The organism is Janthinobacterium sp. 35 (assembly GCF_002754575.1).
GTDB lineage: Bacteria > Pseudomonadota > Gammaproteobacteria > Burkholderiales > Burkholderiaceae_D > Janthinobacterium > Janthinobacterium tructae.
In genome coordinates this window covers 80,267-96,519 of record NZ_PEFN01000002.1, presented here as the reverse complement: position 1 = coordinate 96,519, position 16,253 = coordinate 80,267, and the positions used below count along the sequence as shown (strand labels likewise).

Genomic DNA, 16,253 nt, shown 5'->3' with positions numbered 1-16,253 from the left:
TAGTCTGTGATCTTCGATGTACGGGGTTTTTGGCATGATTTCAGGTACCAGTTTTGGTTTTATTCAGAGTTTGCCGGCTGAAGCATACTCTGATATCAAGTCTGCGATCAAGGCGGTGCTCGGTTTGCTAGGAAAAGTGAACGATCACCGGTGGCGACAGGAACCCGTATCCGGCCGATATTATTGCGTCCGCTAGCGCCTAGGTGCGCTGCTCATTGCTGGGTGCCCGGCTGAGCGGTATAGTGCCAACGGGTGAAACTTTGACAAGTTGGGTAGCCGCATGCTCGCGTGGCTGTTGCTGGTGGCCATCACGCTAGAGACAGCACCCGCCATTGCTGCCCACGGCCGAGCGGGATCAACTGCTTGGTGCTGTGGGTGGTCGACAATATCAATGACGAGCATTGCATGTGGCGTCAGGAGCGAGCAGCGCCGGAGGATCCATTGCTCCAGCTCGACGAGGGACATTATGGTCGGATTATGACCGGGCCACCGAAAAGTAAGGAGCAAGAATGGTCGACAAGGTGCAGTTCAGTTGGCTCAATGGCGCCGGAGAGCACGTGTGTACGGGATTTGACCGCATGGTCGACGCGTACTGGGGCAAGGTAGCGCAGCCGGCGCTCGCCGCCGCCGAGCAGGAAGCACAGGACTGGCTGGCGGCCACTGCCAAAGACGTGTCGGCTGTGTTCGTACATTCTGATAGGGAAATGCAGTACCAAGTGACCGCCTTAGGTCTGTGCCTATCATTGTCGGCGCTATGGGAACGCCAGCTGCGCCGCTATTTGAGTGCCTACGTGCTTCACGATCCCGCTAAAACCCAGGACATACAAATGCACCACTGGGGTAGGTTGCAGGAATACTTTCAGCAGCTGCGCGGTGTTCCGCTGCAGGCATTCCTCTGGTATCCAGAGCTAGATCTGCTCTCCCGCCTTGGTAATGTCTGTCGCCATGGCAATGGACGGAGCGCTGACGACTTGTGGCGCACGCATCCTGAGTTCTGGCCGTACGATGATCCCGATGCGCCCAGCGTGTCGGCGCCGCCTGTGGAGCGACTGCACATCGGCACCGAACTGCTTGACCGACTCGCTGGCGCGCTGGTGCAGTTCTGGTCGTTCATCGAGTACCTTTACATCGAGAATCTGCATATGAAGCATAGTTCAGTGGAGCGCGTACTGCCCGAGCTGCGAAGACAATATGCCACCGCAATTGCCCACTTCAACCGCACGATGGCGAGTCGGCCAACTGGTTCCCGGCAAGGAACGGGTTTATGATGGTCTTTTTAGCTGAGAGTAATCCATGAAACTACACGAGATTGTCGACATACCGGCGCTCCTCCCATCTCTTGATGAGATATTGCTGGCCGACTCACCCACCAGTCCGGGCGGCATCTGGGCGCTGAACGAAGAGCGAAAATGGGTGAAGGGGCGGTTCGATCGCAATATTGGCATAGACCAACCGTCCCACTTGCATGGTGATGGCCAAATGCATGCCCACGTCCTGGGTCGTCGCGGCAATGAGCTGGGTGTCGTGAACCTCGACGGGACTGCCAGTCATGGAACCAAGGTCAGATTGCATTTGAAGGACGCCGATGCGCTGCGTGCGCGGGGCTTCACCATACCGGCTGATAATATCGTCGAGTGGCTCACATTGGGTGCCATGCCCAATTTGATCTTAGGCTGACAACCCACTTTGATCGCCCCTGCACCTTTCACCCCATCAGGGCAAATAAAGGCTGGGCCGCGACTTTCGCGCGCGAAAGTTCGACCCGGCGTCCCTACCATATTCCGATCCATCCATGACTGATTCCTCCTCCTCCGCGACGCCAGCTCCGGTACCATTCACCCTCGCCGACTTCGTGGCCGCCGAGGTGCCCAAGATTCTGGGCGCGCACGCTGATGCCGACTGTCACGCGCTGAACAAGGTTTTCTGGAAAGCAAAGGAAGGTGCACAGAGCGCCGCCGCCTCACGCGCGCTCGAGCTGCTCGCCGGGATCTGTTCGATGCGACTTGTCCCGGAGGAGTCGGGCCACATTTACAGGCCGATGGTCGAGTTCAGCGACGGAGGCAGCAGCATGGCCTTGGGCCATATTCCCAAGGACGCTGTCGAAGCACTCGCGCAATTGGCCGGTACCCTCGACAGCGCGCCGCTGCGGGCTCGGGTTGCGGACTTGGTCTGGTTGCTGGATCGATCACGGGGGCACCCGTTTCCGCTGATGGCGGTCCAAGCCTACCGCAGACTTCCGTTATCGAGTGACGCTTGGTACGGGGAGTCGAGAACCGCTTGGCACCGCGCACTGCAGCTTGCCAAGCAGATCCATGCGGAGGACGAGCTGGCCGCCATCGAGACGGCCCTGTTGGACGCTTTTTTTGCGACTGCTGGTGACGAAGACGGCTATCAGGCCTTGCATTACCTGCATCCTCTGCGTGCGGAACGCCGCAGCGGCGGGCGTGCACAGGCCGTCGCCGAGCGGCTGGAGGCGATCGGTCGGCAGCGGATGGCCCTCACGCACGCATTCGTGGGCCAGTCTCATTTCGAGGCCGCTGCCGAATGGTACGAATGGGCACGCGACCGAGATCGGCAGGCGCTCATGCTGTCCTTGGCGGCCGAGGCGATCACGATGCAGGCCAGACAGGCCGACGGCGCCATCGTGGAGCACCATTGGCTCAGTAAGGCGATAGAAGCCTACCGGCGCGTGCCGGCCCGCTTCCGTGCCGAGCTGGGAACCGAGGGCGCGATAGAAGCACTACGGCGCCGGCGGGAAGACGCTGGCCACGCCATGCTGGGCGAAATGGTGGTGATACGAGGGCCGCGCGAAGATGTCGGCGGTCGTGTTCAAGCCTCGGTCGCCCACGTTAAAGGACGGCCCGCCCTTGATGCCTTGCTGGCATTTTGTGGACTAGATAGTCCTCCAGACGTTGGGGCGCTGAAGGCGGCGGCCGAAGCTGCTTTGAAGGCTACACCGTTGAGCACCCTGATGGGAATGCACATTGTGGCCGGCGATGGGCGACAGGTGGAGCACATTGGCCCCGACGATGGTTGGCAGGCACAGGTCGACGCGCGAGCGCGTGGCATGTTCCTTGAACATGCCAGCAAGGTGGCGCTGGCCGAGCTGCGGCCTGCACGCGATCAGTTGCGCTTCGAGCATGACTTTCGGCTCGGTGATTTCATCGCGATCGCGGAGCGATCCCCTGTAGTACCAACTGATCGTGCTCGCATGCTTGCACAAGGTCTGTACGCCGGGTACTGCGGTGACATGGTGCAGGCCATGCACATCCTGATGCCGCAGTTTGAGCACATCGTGCGTCACGTGTTGCGCGGCGCTGGCGCATTCACCGCGCAGCATGACAAAGGACTTGATATGGAAGTTGCGCTGGGCAGCCTGGTCGAACGGTCTCAAATGGCCGAGGAGTTTGGCGATGGGCTGACGCTGGTCATCCATGCGGTCATGTGCGACCGCGCGGGACCCAATCTGCGCAATGATGTGGCCCATGGTCTGGCGGACGAGGAGGCGTGTGAATCGGCCCTTGCCCTGTACGCATGGTGGTTGATTCTTCAGTTGGTGACGGAAACTTGTGCCGCTGCGATGGACACTTCCACCTCGCCAGACCAACGGTTTGTTTGAGTGCATAATTCTCTTTTTATTCTGCTAGGAGCAGGCAATGCGTGAGATGTCGGTTTTAGTCGGTCTGGGCCTGGACGCAGACCAGCTTCAGCAGGTCCTGCAGGAGAACGGCGGGAGGCGCTTATATGAGGTCGCGCACGCGCTACTGGACGACCACGCCGACGACCGCGCGGAAATCTACGAGGTCAAGGTGGATAGCGTGGCGATCGACGAGGACTGCCCTACTCAGGTAGACATCGACTTTGAAACCTCTTGGAGCATCTACAGGGGCTGCGAGGACAGGAACACCGCGGGGAGCGAGTATCAGCATGAGCGGGCGACCTACGAGGCGGACGGCCGCCTGGTGTTTCTCGTGCCGCTGGCGCGCAAACACATTGATCCCTGCTGACAAGGCATGACGATGAACGCTTCCAGACTATCCCGTCACGGCATGCTGATCCTGGCCACGGTCGCCATGCAGGTCGCATGGGCCCAGGCAGAGCCGAATACTGCGATCTACACCCTGTACCGGAACAGCGTAACTGATGCGGCGCTGCGCCTGCACGTCGCCACCTTCGACGCCCTGGACGGGGCGGCGTATAACCGCCAGAACTGTACTCAGGCCCAGCAGCTGTTCGCCGCTCAGCAAGGCGTCAAAGTGGCATTCTGGTGCGAACCCGGTAGGTTCCGTGCCATAGCTGCCAGCGATCACGCGCCAGACCCCGGTCAGCAGTTCATCACCGGCAAGCCGGCTGAACGGAACTGCAGCCCGTCCGCCTCGGAACTGGCGCGCGGCGAAAAGCGGCCCGCCAGCGCCGGTGATAGTTGTTCGCCATGACGGCGCTGTGCACCTTCGCCGGTGTTCACCCTATTCACCACTTCCAGGGCGCGCTGTTCACAGTGCACACCGACAGCGACACCGTCTATATGTCCGAGGAGGATCCTGGATCTGACGGCGAAGCATGGGCGGTCGTGGAGGTCGACGCCGAGCGGTTCCTGCAGCTATGGCGCCAGCCGGGAAGCAGCCATCCCGAGGTGGCGCACCAAAGCCCCGCGACCTGGCCGCTGGACCGCAAGTTCCATTGGCCGGACAAGCATTTTACGGAGGGGCGTGTCAACCCGGTGCCGCTGGCCACCGTCAGCTGTGAGCTGCGGCGCTTGGAAACGCCGGTGTGGCGTCGCCGGTTGCTGGGGAAGGTGCTGGAGCGCGTCGACGTGACCGAGTACCCGGTCCTCTCGTTCACCGACGGGGTCACCCGCACCATCTGGCTGCTGACTCACGGCGTGCAGGCCATGCCGGTCAAATGCCCGATGGCCGACGCGGCACGCTTGCAGGCACTGGCCGGCGTGGATGGCGGCCAGCCGGTCGCCGTCGGTACATTGTTCAAGCAAAAAATGGAGTGACACCGTTGGTTTGATCAGCGGCAGGGAAGTGGGGGTGGCACCTGTGGCAGGCTGTAGCACCAGGCGGGAGGTGCCGGCATGCCGGGCAGATGCCTGGGCGTGGACAATCGCGCGGGGGCGCGCCGGCAGGGGCAGAGGAGGGCGCCCGTCGCCACGGCCGGACGAGCACCAGGTCACGGTCCACTAGAGGGTCGGCCGGGATTGCGGTTTTTTTCGCGAAAAGCTAACTAAGCTATTGATTACATGGAAAGAAATGTGAATTGCATACTCACGGCAGGAATACTGGCTGCAAAGAAGATTTCATGTCCCACGATTATCGCTGTACCGGCCCGCATCTACCTAATGCCGGCCGGGATTCCTGTAAAAATTCCCAAAATTTGATCTAAGCTTTTGTTTTTAAAGAGTTTAATTCTGATTTTTGTTGCAATATCTGTTCATTTAGATTGGCGGTCGGCTGTCCAGACCAGTCTCTACCTCTGTTTTGAGGCGGGTGGTCGGTCCAGTGACTGCAGATAACCCCGCAACTCCTCACTGAAGCCTTGGCTCGCTTCGGCTCTAGCGTTAGCTTGGGCCAAGGACAATTCGAGTTCACGTAATCGGGTTTTCAGTCCCCCCATTTCCTTTCCCAATGCTGCCACCTGCCCCAGCAATACCTCATTTTCAGTCACTTTGGCGGCAAGTTGTCGTTCCAGGTCTCCGGCATGTAGCTGCCCCGCATGAAGCTGCTCGATCTTTTGATCTTGCCGACGGCCGAGCGCTTGTTGCTCGTAAAGCGCCTGTTTGGCATGTGACAGCTCGGCAACCAATTTAGCGCCTTCCTGGTTCAATCGAGTCGCCTCTTCCTGTTTGAGTACCACCGCTTGTTGCTGTTGCCGTAGCTCGGCTTGCAGTTGCTGTGTCTGCTGTTCATGGCGCCGCTGATCCTGATCGCGCTGTTCCTTGACTGACTGACGATAATGCTCCAGGGAGTCGCGCGCATGGGCATGCTTTTCCTCCAGCGACCGCCGGTGCGCCTCATTTTCGGCCAGGCGCTCTTGCAAATCGGCCACCTGCTGCTGCGCTGTGTGGCGCAAGATGGTCTCATTTTGCAAACTGGAACGAGTTTGAGTATGCGTCCGTATTTCCTCGATGCCGTCATCTCTGGCCTGGCGCAATTGCTGTTGTAGCGCCGCCAGTTCTTTCTCATAGTTGCCCACGGCCGCGGCATGGTCGCGCTCCCGTTCGACGCTCCGGGACTCGATAGCCGAGGTCCGTTCGTCGGCTTCTTCATGCAGTCGCGCGGCCAGCCGCACCACAATATCATGCAAGGCATCGCTGATCGGCGCCTTGCGCCCGTCACCAGAGCCTTCTTCTGTCTCCAGTTCTTTCAGATATTTATGGATGGTGGTCTTGGACCCCGTGTTGCCTAAGGCAACTCGGACAGCGTCGACCGAAGGGTAGCGCCCGTGGGCCAGCAACGCATCGCGCGCTTTTTTGATATCCGATTGATACAGTCCGGCACGGGCCATAACCTCTCCACGAAATAAGATGATGGATTACATACCATGTAATTACATACCATTTTTCGAGAAATTCAAGCTAAAATTTTCCTTGAAATTGAAGCAGGATAATGTATTCTTATCCTGTGTCAGATGTCTCTTCGCGCCATTTTGACCGAGTTTGCTGTACATTTGCTGATAGTGCCAGACAGAATTGGTAACGTCGCTCGCCATTGGCTATCGAACCTATCCCGTCCGCATTTTCTGCCTTGTCATGCCATGTCTGATATCGACCGCTTCCTGCAGGCCGCCACGCGCGAGAACACGCGAAAAAGCTATCAAAGCGCGATCCGCGACTTTGAAGTGGAATGGGGTGGTTTTTTGCCGGCGACGTCCGATAGCGTGGCACGCTATCTGGCTGATCGTGCCGGCAAACATGTCGTCAACACCCTGCGTCAGCGATTGGCCGCATTAGCTCAGTGGCATCTCGACCAAGGCTTTCCAGACCCAACCAAAGCTCCGGTAGTACGCCAGGTCTTGCGCGGTATCCAGACGCTGCATCCAGCCGAGGAAAAGCGGGCAAAACCATTTCAGATCGATCAACTCATGCTGGTCGAGCACTGGTTGACGGCCAACGTCGACGCCGCGCAATCCCAGGGAGAAATGGGCACCGAGCTGCGGTACCGCCGCAACAAAGCGTTGTTTCTGCTTGGTTTCTGGCGCGGGTTTCGCGGCGACGAGTTGACGCGCCTGCAAATCGAGCATGTTCACATCACGCAAGGTGAAGGGATGACTTGCTTCTTGCCGCGCACCAAAGGTGATCGCCAGTTCAAGGGCGGCTACTTCAAGGTGCCGTTGCTATCGCGCCTGTGCCCGGTCAGCGCTTATGAGGAATGGATCGCTGCGGCGAGATTGACGGCTGGACCGGTGTTTCGTGCCATTGATCGCTGGGGCAACATCAGCGATAACGGACTGAACATCGATAGCCTGGTACCGCTCCTGCGTAATATCCTGCAGGAAGCTGGCGTTGATGCGCCTGAGTTGTACAGTGCTCACTCGCTGCGGCGCGGCTTTGCCAGCTGGGCAACAGCCAATGGCTGGGATCTCAAGACGCTGATGGAGCACGTGGGCTGGAAAAACGCCCAATCCGCCATGCGCTACATCGATAGGGAAGATCCCTTTAACCAGCGCCGTATCGAACAAAACCTGTATCCTCTTTATAGCAAGTAATTAAACAGCTGCAGGTGGACCTTTAATTCTGACAGGATTGTAATCCTGGCGTTAGACGATTGTCATCTTTCCAAGGTAGACTGAAGAAAGAGACCGACGGCGATCTTCACCATCCGCATAACGTGGACACAGCAGTTGAACTAGTGGAAAAGTGACATGCGATTATTAGTGGTTGAGGACGAGCAAAAGGCGGGCGAATATATTCAGAAAGGTCTGAGTGAGTCTGGTTTTGTTGTTGACTTGGCGAGAACTGGGCCCGACGGCCTTCACGCTGCCACGACTGCCCATTACGACCTGATCGTGCTTGACGTCATGCTTCCGGGCTTAGATGGTTGGCAAGTCATTGCTGAGTTGCGCAAAACGGTCGATACGCCGGTGCTGTTTCTTACCGCACGGGATGGACTCGATGACCGCATCAAAGGCCTGGAGCTCGGTGCGGATGATTACTTAGTCAAGCCATTCGCTTTTGTTGAACTGCTTGTTCGTATTCGAACGTTGTTGCGTCGAGGGCCGATCAGAGAAGCTGATATTTTTCAGATTGCCGATCTGGAACTGGACATTCCTAAGCGAAGAGTAATACGTGCCGGTGTTCGGATTGATTTGACTGCGAAAGAATTTGCACTTTTGCATTTGCTATCCAAGCGGGTCGGACAAGTTTTATCCCGGCCGTTGATTGCATCGCAAGTCTGGGATATGAATTTTGACAGCGACACGAACGTGGTGGATGTCGCGGTACGCCGTCTACGAGCAAAAATTGACGACCCCTTCGAGGTAAAACTGATCCATACGATTCGGAGTATGGGCTATGTATTAGAAGATAGACAATGAAGGCCAAGAACTGGTCTCTTACCACGCAGCTGGGGGTGCTCTTCGCCTGCATCTCGGCAATTGCATTTTCGGTCTTAGGCATCTATCTCTATCAAGCACTCGCGGCGCAGCTCCAAGCACGGGATGATGCAGACCTTGTCGACCGTATTGTGTTCATCAGACATATGCTGGAGGAAACACCGAGTGTAGAGTCGATTCGTGTGGATCCGCACCGTTTTTTAGATGCTGTCGATTTGCATGGCGGCTTTTTGCTCGTTATGCAGGCACAAGACGGTGAAGAATTAATCCGCAATACCCGTGACCGTTCATTCATGCATGCCAGCGGGGCTGTGCCGGTAGAGACGATGCCAGAGCCATCTCACGTACGTGCTGCACCAGGGCATAGCGAACCCAACCTAAGAGTTATTGCTGCGCTGGGTACCGTTGGTTCGACCGGTTCCGTGGTGAAAATCACGCTCGCCAGAAGCGAAGAGAGCCGCGCAGCTGTTCTATCTGCATACAAGTTAAAAGTGCTTGCATCGGGCTTCTTTGGTGCGGTGCTAACAGCCCTACTGGGGTTTCTACTAGTACGTCGCGCGTTGCACAAAGTAAAGCTCATCGCGCAGCAAGCTCAGCAAGTCAGTGCGCACAATTTGGAAGTGCGCCTGCATGCAAAATCAGCCCCGAAGGAAATCCAGATACTGGCTGATTCGTTCAATGAGGTGCTTGACCGCCTGCAAAATAGCTTTAATAACCTTTCCCAGTTCGCAGATGACTTGGCACACGATTTGCGTACGCCTCTCAACAATCTGATGGTCCAAACAGAAGTTGCCCTGTCTCAGCCCAGATCATCCGATGAATATCAAAACCTGCTTTCATCTAATTACGAGGAGTTTGGCCGTCTAGCTAGAATGGTGGAAAGCATATTATTTTTGGCGCGGGCTGACCATGACCAAATTTCGCTAGCAACTGAGCAGCTTGATATGGATGTTGAGCTGACGCGAATCGCCGAGTACTTTGAAGGGCCGGCATCCGACGCCGAAATATCATTCGTCGTCATCGCCTCTGGCACAGTGCTTGCTGATGGGCACCTGCTTCGCCGCGCGGTGAGCAACCTTGTGTCGAACGCCCTTCGATACACCCCGAAGGGAGGAACTATCTCGCTCGAGGCAAAAGCCGACGACGACGGGGCACTGGTTTCCGTTTCCAATCCTGGCCCTGGCATCGTGAAGGAACACCTGCCGCGGCTGTTTGACCGGTTCTACCGTTCCGATAAATCGAGGTCCAGCACGTCAGCCTCCGCTGGATTGGGTCTTTCAATCGTCAAATCCATTATGACGCTTCACCATGGCCGCGCCAGCGTCACGAGTGAGCCCGATGGAGTGACCCAATTCACGCTATTTTTTCCAGGCGTTATTACCCACTGATAGTTCGATGCGGGTGCGCTTGTGGCGCTGCACCGCTAGCTCAGGCGTCTACTGGTCGTCCTATTCTGCCTGCTGACTGCGGCTGAACAGTCACTAAACAGTTAGTTCAAGTTGAATTGGGGATAGGTACTTGACCTTGGAACTGCTGAAGTTTCTGTAATGTAAATGTAATGCTTCCGTCATTCGGGTGTGCGGGTCCCCTACGTAGAATAGCTTCATCGGATCCGCAACTTCATTCACCCGCAACTGAAAAATAAGGACATTCCAATGAAATCCATCAAAGCCAACATCGTCGCCGTTTTCGCTGTCATCGCTCTCAGCCCGCTTGCCGCGATGGCACACCAAGGCGAAATGCACTCGAATCCAGCGTTTGGCAGTGCGGCTCCGGCGCCGGCCGCCACGCGCACTATCACGATTTCATCGACTACGAAGTATGTGAATGTCGCCCAGGGCGACGTCGTCAAGTTTGATGTGGATGGTAAGACGTTCACTTGGCAGTTCGATACGCTGCGAGCCAATGCCAGCTTTGACTTTTCGGCAATTGCGCCGTCCGGCGTGAATACCCACGGCGTACGCGTGTATGTGGCACCTAACCCGACCTACGCCAACTAACTACATGTACGCCCGCCAGTGCGTTGCCGGCACATGAAATTACTGAGATTTCCGGGACGACCAGTGAAGATGAAAGATGACCCATTGATCGCCCTGTTTTTCAAGCAAAGCTGTTTCTGTGCCGAATAAGTGGACATTTTTGCCTTGGAATTGTCCTGTGGTCTCTGTTTCCTGCATCACGACGGCCAGGTTTCCATCAATACGTTCGTTTTGTTTTAGGACTTTGCTTTTAGTGGCCTTAGCAAAGGCGGTATCGGCTGGCAGGTGATGGCCAGCATATTCATCACGTGAACGTTCAACATGTCCAGATTCGTAAATTTTAATTTCAGGGCTAAGCAAAGTACTCGCCTGCTCGGATTTTCCGCTGGCAAGCGCTTCGTGAAATGCAGCAACAGTTTCAGTTGGTGTGGCGGCGTATAGGGGAAGACTGAATACGGAAATAGCGATTAGGGAAGTAAGTTGGCGCACGAGGTCTCCAGTGTTTTTTGTTTATATGATGAATTGCAGCGATGCAATTAAATCAGCGGGCGGTGATTGTGACAAGGTGGAAGTGAAAATACTCTGGAAAACTGAAATTCGCTTGACCTTCCGTCCGTTGGAAGGTGTAGCCTAAAAAGGCGATTTCATCTCAGGTGGTTCAGGCAATTTGCAAGCAACTTAGTTGTCCGTCATAGGGAAGATACTGCAGATGAATTTCATGCTGACGCGCATTGTAAGCAACCGGGCCGAAATAGGTGCAGAACAGCGTACGCCTTGCTCTACCTTTGGAGGCAACAAGAGCCGCCACTCGTTCCTCGCGTCCCTTGAGCTCCCTTCTCACCACTTTCCCCGCCGTCTCCTGAAATCATGTACTGGCGTTCGCCTCACCTCGTGCTGTATCCACCCAGTAACCAGTCATTTTGAAAGAGAATCATGCAACGCTTCCACTTATTGCTTCTGGCAACGGTTAGCTTCTCGCCGGTTGTCTATGCACAATCCACTCAACCCGCGCGCACCACGGCGACAGTGACGGATGCTAAGGCGATGGTGCCGCCGTTGAAATATGTTTCCGCTTTTGCGGATGTTAAGCCGATTGGGGAGCCCCCGACATCTCCGGATAAGGCCTGGATTCAGGCAAATCAAGATGTAACAGGGGGCTCTCAGCATGGCGCTCAGGGGGACATGTCGATGGAAATGGTACCCGGGGCAAAAAGCCAGGAAAAACCCAAGCCGTCTTCGGCGAACGATCCGCACAAAGGCCATCAAATGAACATGAAAGGCAAATAGCATGAAGCGATTATCGTTGCCGACAGCCAATCGGGTAGCCACTGTATTCGGCGTGGTATTTCTTGCAGGTTGCGCCAGCTTTTCACCGGATGGTGGCTTAAATGATGTCTCTCGGCTAACACAAGAGCGGATTGGGCAAGTCAAGCCCTTCACGAAAGAGACGCTGAAAGACAGCCAGCAGTCCAATACACAGGTGCAGTCCTTGCTGTCCGCACCACTTACGCCTGAATCTGCTGTCCAGATTGCGCTGCTCAATAATGCAGCGCTGAAGGTCTCCTTCGCTGAATTGGGGGTCTCGGAGGCTGAGTTTGTACAAGCTGGACGGATGCGTAATCCAAGTTTTAGTTTTGGCCGCGTCAGCGGCGGTGGCGACGCTGAAATCGATCGCAGTGTGATGTTTGACATTGCGGGCCTGCTGACGCTGCCCACGCGTCGACGCATTGAGCAAGGACGCTTTGAACAAACAAAGTTGCTAACAGCTGCTCAGGCTGTGCAGTTGGCGGCAGAGACACGTCGGGCATATTTTATGGCCGTTGCGGCGGCCCAATCGGCCGCATTCGCGGAGCAAGTGCGCGGCGCCGCCGAGGCATCATCGCAACTCGCCGACAGCATGACCAAGGTTGGCAACTGGAGCACACTTGACCAGGCCCGTGAGCGTGCGTTTTACCAAGATGCGTTGACACAATTGGCGAGGACCAAGCATGAAGCAACAGCCACGCGCGAACAGCTCATTCGCCTCCTGGGCCTGTGGGGAGAGCAGCAAAATTTCGTCCTGCCGGACAGATTGCCTCCACTGCCGGACAAGCCGCGGGAAACGAACAATGCGGAAGCACAGGCCATGTCACAACGCCTCGATATGCTGTCGGCCCGCCGCGAGACCGAAGCAACGGCCGCAGCACTTGGCTTAACAAAGGCAACTGGCTTCATCAACGTCTTTGACGCTGGCTACACCAACAAGAGTACGACAGGCTTGCCACGCGAGAACGGCTACCAGATTTCCCTTGAATTACCGATCTTCGATTGGGGTGGCGCCAAGGTCGCACGGGCGGAAGCGCTTTATATGCAGTCCGTCCATCGCACCACCGACACCGCCGTGCGGGCGCGCTCAGAGGTGCGTGAGGCCTTCTCCGCATACCGTACTAGCTATGACATCGCTCGTCATTATCGCGACGATGTTGTGCCGCTGCGGAAAAAAATATCCGACGAGGTTCTGCTTCGCTACAACGGGATGCTTGCCAGCGTATTCGAATTGCTGGCGGACTCGCGCGAGCAACTGGTGAGCGTGAATACCGCCATCGAAACCCAGCGCGACTTTTGGATAGCGGAAACCAAACTTCAATCCGCCATCAACGGTGGAAGTACGAACGATACAAGGGCCATGCCATGATTTCACGTAGAGACTTTTTCAGAGGTGCCGGTGCTGTAGCGGTGAGTGCCGTTGCCGTTAGCAAGGCTGGTGCCGCGTCATTGCCTGAGGCGATGTTGATGGACAATGCCAAGACACACATTCCCTTGGCGCCCCCCACTGGACGGCCCTACAATCCGGTCGTGACCCTGAACGGCTGGTCATTGCCATGGCGCATGAAAAATGGCGTAAAGGAATTCCATCTGGTGGCCGAACCCGTGGTGCGTGAACTTGCACCAGGAATGAAAGCCAACCTGTGGGGCTATAACGGTCAATCCCCAGGTCCGACAATTGAAGTGGTCGAAGGTGACCGTGTGCGTATTTTCGTGACCAACAAGTTACCTGAGCACACCAGTGTTCATTGGCATGGCCAGCGACTGCCGAACGGCATGGATGGCGTAACGGGCCTCAATCAACCAGGTATCGCTCCTGGAAGGACTTTCGTCTACGAATTCGAGGCCAAACGGCCAGGTACGTTTATGTACCATCCCCACGCCGACGAGATGGCCCAAATGGCGATGGGGATGATGGGCTTCTGGGTGACCCATCCAAAGGATCCTTCGCTCCATGCGGTGGACCGCGATTTCGTCTTCCTGCTCAACGCGTACGACGTAGAGCCGGGAAGCTATACGCCGAAGATCAACACCATGCTGGACTTCAACTTGTGGACATTCAATAGCCGCGTCTTCCCCGGCATTGATTCATTGCCGGTGCGCCAAGGTGACAAGGTACGTATCCGTGTCGGTAATTTGACGATGACGAATCATCCTATTCACATTCATGGCCATGAATTTTTCGTTACTGGTACGGATGGCGGCTGGACTCCACCAGCGTCGCGCTGGCCTGAAGTCACCACCGATGTCGCCGTTGGACAAATGCGCGCCATCGAGTTCGTCGCTACCGACCTGGGTGACTGGGCACTTCACTGCCATAAATCCCACCATACCATGAATGCAATGGGCCACTCGGTACCGACAATGATTGGCGTCAACCATCGCGGGGTTGCAGAGAAAATTAACAAAATCGTTCCTGAATATATGGTGATGGGCGACAAGGGCGGCTCCATGGGAGGCATGGAAATGCCACTGCCAGATAATACTTTACCGATGATGTCAGGTGAAGGACCGTTCGGTGGGGTTGAGATGGGAGGCATGTTTACCGTACTGAAGGTACGCAAGGATCAGAAGCGCGGCGACTATTCCGACCCTGGTTGGTACAAGCATCCGGCCGGAACCGTGGCATACGAGTGGACGGGTACCCTTCCTGAACCAGAACGTGCCACCAATGCTGGGGGGCAGTCGATGCCAACGATGAACAAACCTAATATTGAAGTCACTGTTCGTAAACCGACCGGACATAGCGGTCACTAATTTTTTAACTGAAAGGAAACATCATGAAAAACCTGCACAAAGTTGTATTGGCAACCTTGATTGGCCTGTCTTCCGTGGCAACCACCTCCGTGGCGTTCGCCCAGCAGCAGAGCGCCTCCGCGACGCAAGACGCGATGAGCGAAGGGGAAATTAAGAAAGTGGACAAGGACGCCGGCAAGCTGACCATCAAGCATGGTGAGCTGAAGAACCTGGGCATGCCAGGGATGACCATGATGTTCAAAGTCAAAGAGCCGTCAATGCTCGACAAGGTCAAACAAGGGGACAAAGTACGTTTCGTCGTGGAAAAAGTTGGTGGCGCACTCACGGTCACCTCCATCGAGGCAGTAAAGTAAATTTAACAACGAAAGTAGAAGATGAAGACCCTGCGGAACATTATTCTTGCCACGTCCATATTGGCGGCAACGCTGGCTACCCCATTTGCCTTGGCACATGCGAGCTTGAAGAGCTCCAATCCCGAGGCGGGCGCCTCCCTGGCAGTTGCACCGAAAGAGATTGCGCTGACCTTCAACGAGAAGGTGGAAGAAGCCTTTAGCACGATCGTTCTGGCCGATGGCGAAGGCAAAACCGTCGCTGCAAACAAGGCAAAGGTCGATGCCGCAAATCCAGCCATCTTACGCTTGGAAGTACCGGCATTGAATGCTGGCGCCTATACCGTGAGCTGGGCAGTTGCAGGGCACGATGGACACCGTCGCAAAGGCGACTTTAAGTTCACGGTGAAATAATTGGATGCAGTCTCGCTGTTGCAAGTCAGTTCAGCGTTGCTGCTGAACCTCGGCTTTGCCTGGCTCGTCGGATCATGGTTTGCACGCTACTGGATGCGTTCTAGCGGTGTCGATCATGATCATTTCGAGCCAGCGCTGCGCAAACTTGACTTGATGGCAGCGGCAATCAGCATAGTTGGTAGTGCATCGGCACTATTGAGCGCGACGGCAGTTATGGGAGGTGTAGGCCTGCGCGAAGCGTGCCCGATGTTCTGGATGATGGTGTCTACAACCGACTACGGACATGCAGGCTGCGCCATTATTGTGGCGATGCTTGTTCTCTTTTTTGTGCGATTAGCAGGCGGAGTCGGCCGCATCAGCGATATTGCAGTCGTTCTACTTTTGGCTGTTTTTTCTGTAACACGGGCGTCCATGGGGCATGCGGGAGAGGAAGGCTTCTGGACTATTCCGCTAGCGGTTGAAGCGATTCATTTTTTTGCCATCGGCCTATGGACTGGTGCGGTGATGGTTACCGGCTGGTTTGTTCTGCATGAGGCGCGGGTACGGAAATTTGATACGGGTAGCACCGATCAGTACCTCGAATTGATGTCTCAGGCAGCAATGCTTGCAGTAGTTGCCATTGCCGCCACTGGTATTTACAGCGCCTGGCACCGTGTGGGGAGCTCAGAGCATCTTGTTCATACCACCTATGGCATAACCTTGTTGGTCAAAGTTGCATTGGTCCTCCTGGCTATCGCCTTGGGCGGCTACAACAAATTTCTTGGACTGCCTGCCGCCTCCCGCTCCTTGCGCGGCGTCACTCTGGTGAGAGTCGTTTTACAAGTGGAAACCTTGCTACTGCTCGGTGCACTGTTTGCGGCGGCAATTCTTACCACTCAACAACCACCTACCGCGATGTAATGCCGCGACGGTT

18 protein-coding genes are annotated in these 16,253 nt (G+C 56.0%); 16 read left to right on the top strand and 2 right to left on the bottom strand.

Annotated elements, in window-relative coordinates:
• Positions 1–509: 509 nt before the first annotated feature.
• The 6 genes from CLU93_RS27605 to CLU93_RS27580 all read left to right on the top strand — a co-directional run bounded on the left by CLU93_RS27605 (position 510) and on the right by CLU93_RS27580 (position 5,002).
• Entirely contained in the window at positions 510–1,268 is a 759-nt protein-coding gene (locus CLU93_RS27605; RefSeq protein WP_099764702.1) for a hypothetical protein, read from the top strand.
• 25 nt (positions 1,269–1,293) lie between these two features.
• The gene (locus CLU93_RS27600) at positions 1,294–1,677 is read left to right on the top strand and encodes a hypothetical protein (RefSeq protein ID WP_099764701.1); all 384 of its coding nucleotides are present in this window, start codon (positions 1,294–1,296) and stop codon (positions 1,675–1,677) included.
• 115 nt (positions 1,678–1,792) lie between these two features.
• Positions 1,793–3,619 carry a DUF4209 domain-containing protein gene (locus CLU93_RS27595; protein WP_099764700.1) on the top strand — a complete coding sequence of 609 codons (1,827 nt, stop codon included), beginning with the start codon at positions 1,793–1,795 and terminating at the stop codon, positions 3,617–3,619.
• Positions 3,620–3,656: 37 nt separating this feature from the next.
• Positions 3,657–4,007: a hypothetical protein gene (locus tag CLU93_RS27590; RefSeq protein ID WP_099764699.1), complete on the top strand. Its 351-nt coding sequence runs from the start codon at positions 3,657–3,659 to the stop codon at positions 4,005–4,007.
• A gap of 6 nt (positions 4,008–4,013) precedes the next feature.
• Entirely contained in the window at positions 4,014–4,436 is a 423-nt protein-coding gene (locus tag CLU93_RS27585) for a hypothetical protein (protein WP_143451864.1), read from the top strand.
• Positions 4,433–5,002, top strand: a complete 570-nt coding sequence (locus tag CLU93_RS27580) for a plasmid fertility inhibition factor family protein (protein WP_373629927.1) — start codon at positions 4,433–4,435, stop codon at positions 5,000–5,002. Before CLU93_RS27585 ends, CLU93_RS27580 begins: the two co-directional genes overlap by 4 nt.
• A 470-nt stretch (positions 5,003–5,472) precedes the next feature.
• On the opposite strand, the gene CLU93_RS27575 is transcribed toward CLU93_RS27580, so the two are convergent.
• Positions 5,473–6,510 carry a DNA-binding protein gene (locus tag CLU93_RS27575; protein WP_099764696.1) on the bottom strand — a complete coding sequence of 346 codons (1,038 nt, stop codon included), beginning with the start codon at positions 6,508–6,510 and terminating at the stop codon, positions 5,473–5,475.
• 249 nt (positions 6,511–6,759) lie between these two features.
• Between CLU93_RS27575 and CLU93_RS27570 the strand changes: the two genes are divergently transcribed.
• From CLU93_RS27570 to CLU93_RS27555, 4 genes are all read left to right on the top strand, one after another.
• Positions 6,760–7,710: a site-specific integrase gene (locus CLU93_RS27570; protein WP_099764695.1), complete on the top strand. Its 951-nt coding sequence runs from the start codon at positions 6,760–6,762 to the stop codon at positions 7,708–7,710.
• Between the two features lie 156 nt (positions 7,711–7,866).
• Entirely contained in the window at positions 7,867–8,538 is a 672-nt protein-coding gene (locus CLU93_RS27565; RefSeq protein ID WP_099764694.1) for a heavy metal response regulator transcription factor, read from the top strand.
• The gene (locus CLU93_RS27560; protein ID WP_099764693.1) at positions 8,535–9,944 is read left to right on the top strand and encodes a heavy metal sensor histidine kinase; all 1,410 of its coding nucleotides are present in this window, start codon (positions 8,535–8,537) and stop codon (positions 9,942–9,944) included. The genes CLU93_RS27565 and CLU93_RS27560 overlap by 4 nt, the downstream gene beginning before the upstream one ends.
• 267 nt (positions 9,945–10,211) lie before the next feature.
• Positions 10,212–10,556: a CzcE family metal-binding protein gene (locus CLU93_RS27555; RefSeq protein WP_099764692.1), complete on the top strand. Its 345-nt coding sequence runs from the start codon at positions 10,212–10,214 to the stop codon at positions 10,554–10,556.
• A gap of 39 nt (positions 10,557–10,595) precedes the next feature.
• Here the strand turns inward: CLU93_RS27555 and CLU93_RS27550 are convergent, their stop codons facing one another.
• A complete protein-coding gene (locus CLU93_RS27550; RefSeq protein WP_099764691.1) occupies positions 10,596–11,024 on the bottom strand; it encodes a YybH family protein in 429 nt (142 codons plus the stop codon).
• A 444-nt stretch (positions 11,025–11,468) separates the two neighbouring features.
• On the opposite strand from CLU93_RS27550, the gene CLU93_RS27545 reads away from it, so the two are divergent.
• Genes CLU93_RS27545 through CLU93_RS27520 form a run of 6 tightly spaced genes read left to right on the top strand, consistent with a single transcriptional unit; the run spans position 11,469 to position 16,240 of the window.
• On the top strand, positions 11,469–11,822 hold the full coding sequence (locus CLU93_RS27545) for a hypothetical protein (protein WP_099764690.1): 354 nt from the start codon (positions 11,469–11,471) through the stop codon (positions 11,820–11,822).
• 1 nt (position 11,823) lies between these two features.
• The gene (locus CLU93_RS27540) at positions 11,824–13,209 is read left to right on the top strand and encodes a TolC family protein (RefSeq protein ID WP_099764689.1); all 1,386 of its coding nucleotides are present in this window, start codon (positions 11,824–11,826) and stop codon (positions 13,207–13,209) included.
• Positions 13,206–14,597, top strand: a complete 1,392-nt coding sequence (locus CLU93_RS27535) for a multicopper oxidase family protein (RefSeq protein ID WP_099764688.1) — start codon at positions 13,206–13,208, stop codon at positions 14,595–14,597. Before CLU93_RS27540 ends, CLU93_RS27535 begins: the two co-directional genes overlap by 4 nt.
• A 23-nt stretch (positions 14,598–14,620) precedes the next feature.
• Complete coding sequence (locus tag CLU93_RS27530) at positions 14,621–14,950, top strand: copper-binding protein (RefSeq protein WP_099764687.1); 330 nt, start codon at positions 14,621–14,623, stop codon at positions 14,948–14,950.
• Positions 14,951–14,971: 21 nt separating this feature from the next.
• Positions 14,972–15,340 (top strand): copper resistance CopC family protein, encoded by a 369-nt coding sequence (locus CLU93_RS27525; protein ID WP_099764686.1) that lies wholly within the window; start codon positions 14,972–14,974, stop codon positions 15,338–15,340.
• A complete protein-coding gene (locus CLU93_RS27520) occupies positions 15,341–16,240 on the top strand; it encodes a copper resistance D family protein (RefSeq protein WP_099764685.1) in 900 nt (299 codons plus the stop codon).
• Positions 16,241–16,253: the final 13 nt, after the last annotated feature.

Coding starts and splice junctions, on each gene's coding strand:
- CLU93_RS27605 (WP_099764702.1), top strand. CDS start 510: ATGGTCGACAAGGTGCAGTTCAGTTGGCTCAATGGCGCCGGAGAGCAC.
- CLU93_RS27600 (WP_099764701.1), top strand. CDS start 1,294: ATGAAACTACACGAGATTGTCGACATACCGGCGCTCCTCCCATCTCTT.
- CLU93_RS27595 (WP_099764700.1), top strand. CDS start 1,793: ATGACTGATTCCTCCTCCTCCGCGACGCCAGCTCCGGTACCATTCACC.
- CLU93_RS27590 (WP_099764699.1), top strand. CDS start 3,657: ATGCGTGAGATGTCGGTTTTAGTCGGTCTGGGCCTGGACGCAGACCAG.
- CLU93_RS27585 (WP_143451864.1), top strand. CDS start 4,014: ATGACGATGAACGCTTCCAGACTATCCCGTCACGGCATGCTGATCCTG.
- CLU93_RS27580 (WP_373629927.1), top strand. CDS start 4,433: ATGACGGCGCTGTGCACCTTCGCCGGTGTTCACCCTATTCACCACTTC.
- CLU93_RS27575 (WP_099764696.1), bottom strand. CDS start 6,510: ATGGCCCGTGCCGGACTGTATCAATCGGATATCAAAAAAGCGCGCGAT.
- CLU93_RS27570 (WP_099764695.1), top strand. CDS start 6,760: ATGTCTGATATCGACCGCTTCCTGCAGGCCGCCACGCGCGAGAACACG.
- CLU93_RS27565 (WP_099764694.1), top strand. CDS start 7,867: ATGCGATTATTAGTGGTTGAGGACGAGCAAAAGGCGGGCGAATATATT.
- CLU93_RS27560 (WP_099764693.1), top strand. CDS start 8,535: ATGAAGGCCAAGAACTGGTCTCTTACCACGCAGCTGGGGGTGCTCTTC.
- CLU93_RS27555 (WP_099764692.1), top strand. CDS start 10,212: ATGAAATCCATCAAAGCCAACATCGTCGCCGTTTTCGCTGTCATCGCT.
- CLU93_RS27545 (WP_099764690.1), top strand. CDS start 11,469: ATGCAACGCTTCCACTTATTGCTTCTGGCAACGGTTAGCTTCTCGCCG.
- CLU93_RS27540 (WP_099764689.1), top strand. CDS start 11,824: ATGAAGCGATTATCGTTGCCGACAGCCAATCGGGTAGCCACTGTATTC.
- CLU93_RS27535 (WP_099764688.1), top strand. CDS start 13,206: ATGATTTCACGTAGAGACTTTTTCAGAGGTGCCGGTGCTGTAGCGGTG.
- CLU93_RS27530 (WP_099764687.1), top strand. CDS start 14,621: ATGAAAAACCTGCACAAAGTTGTATTGGCAACCTTGATTGGCCTGTCT.
- CLU93_RS27525 (WP_099764686.1), top strand. CDS start 14,972: ATGAAGACCCTGCGGAACATTATTCTTGCCACGTCCATATTGGCGGCA.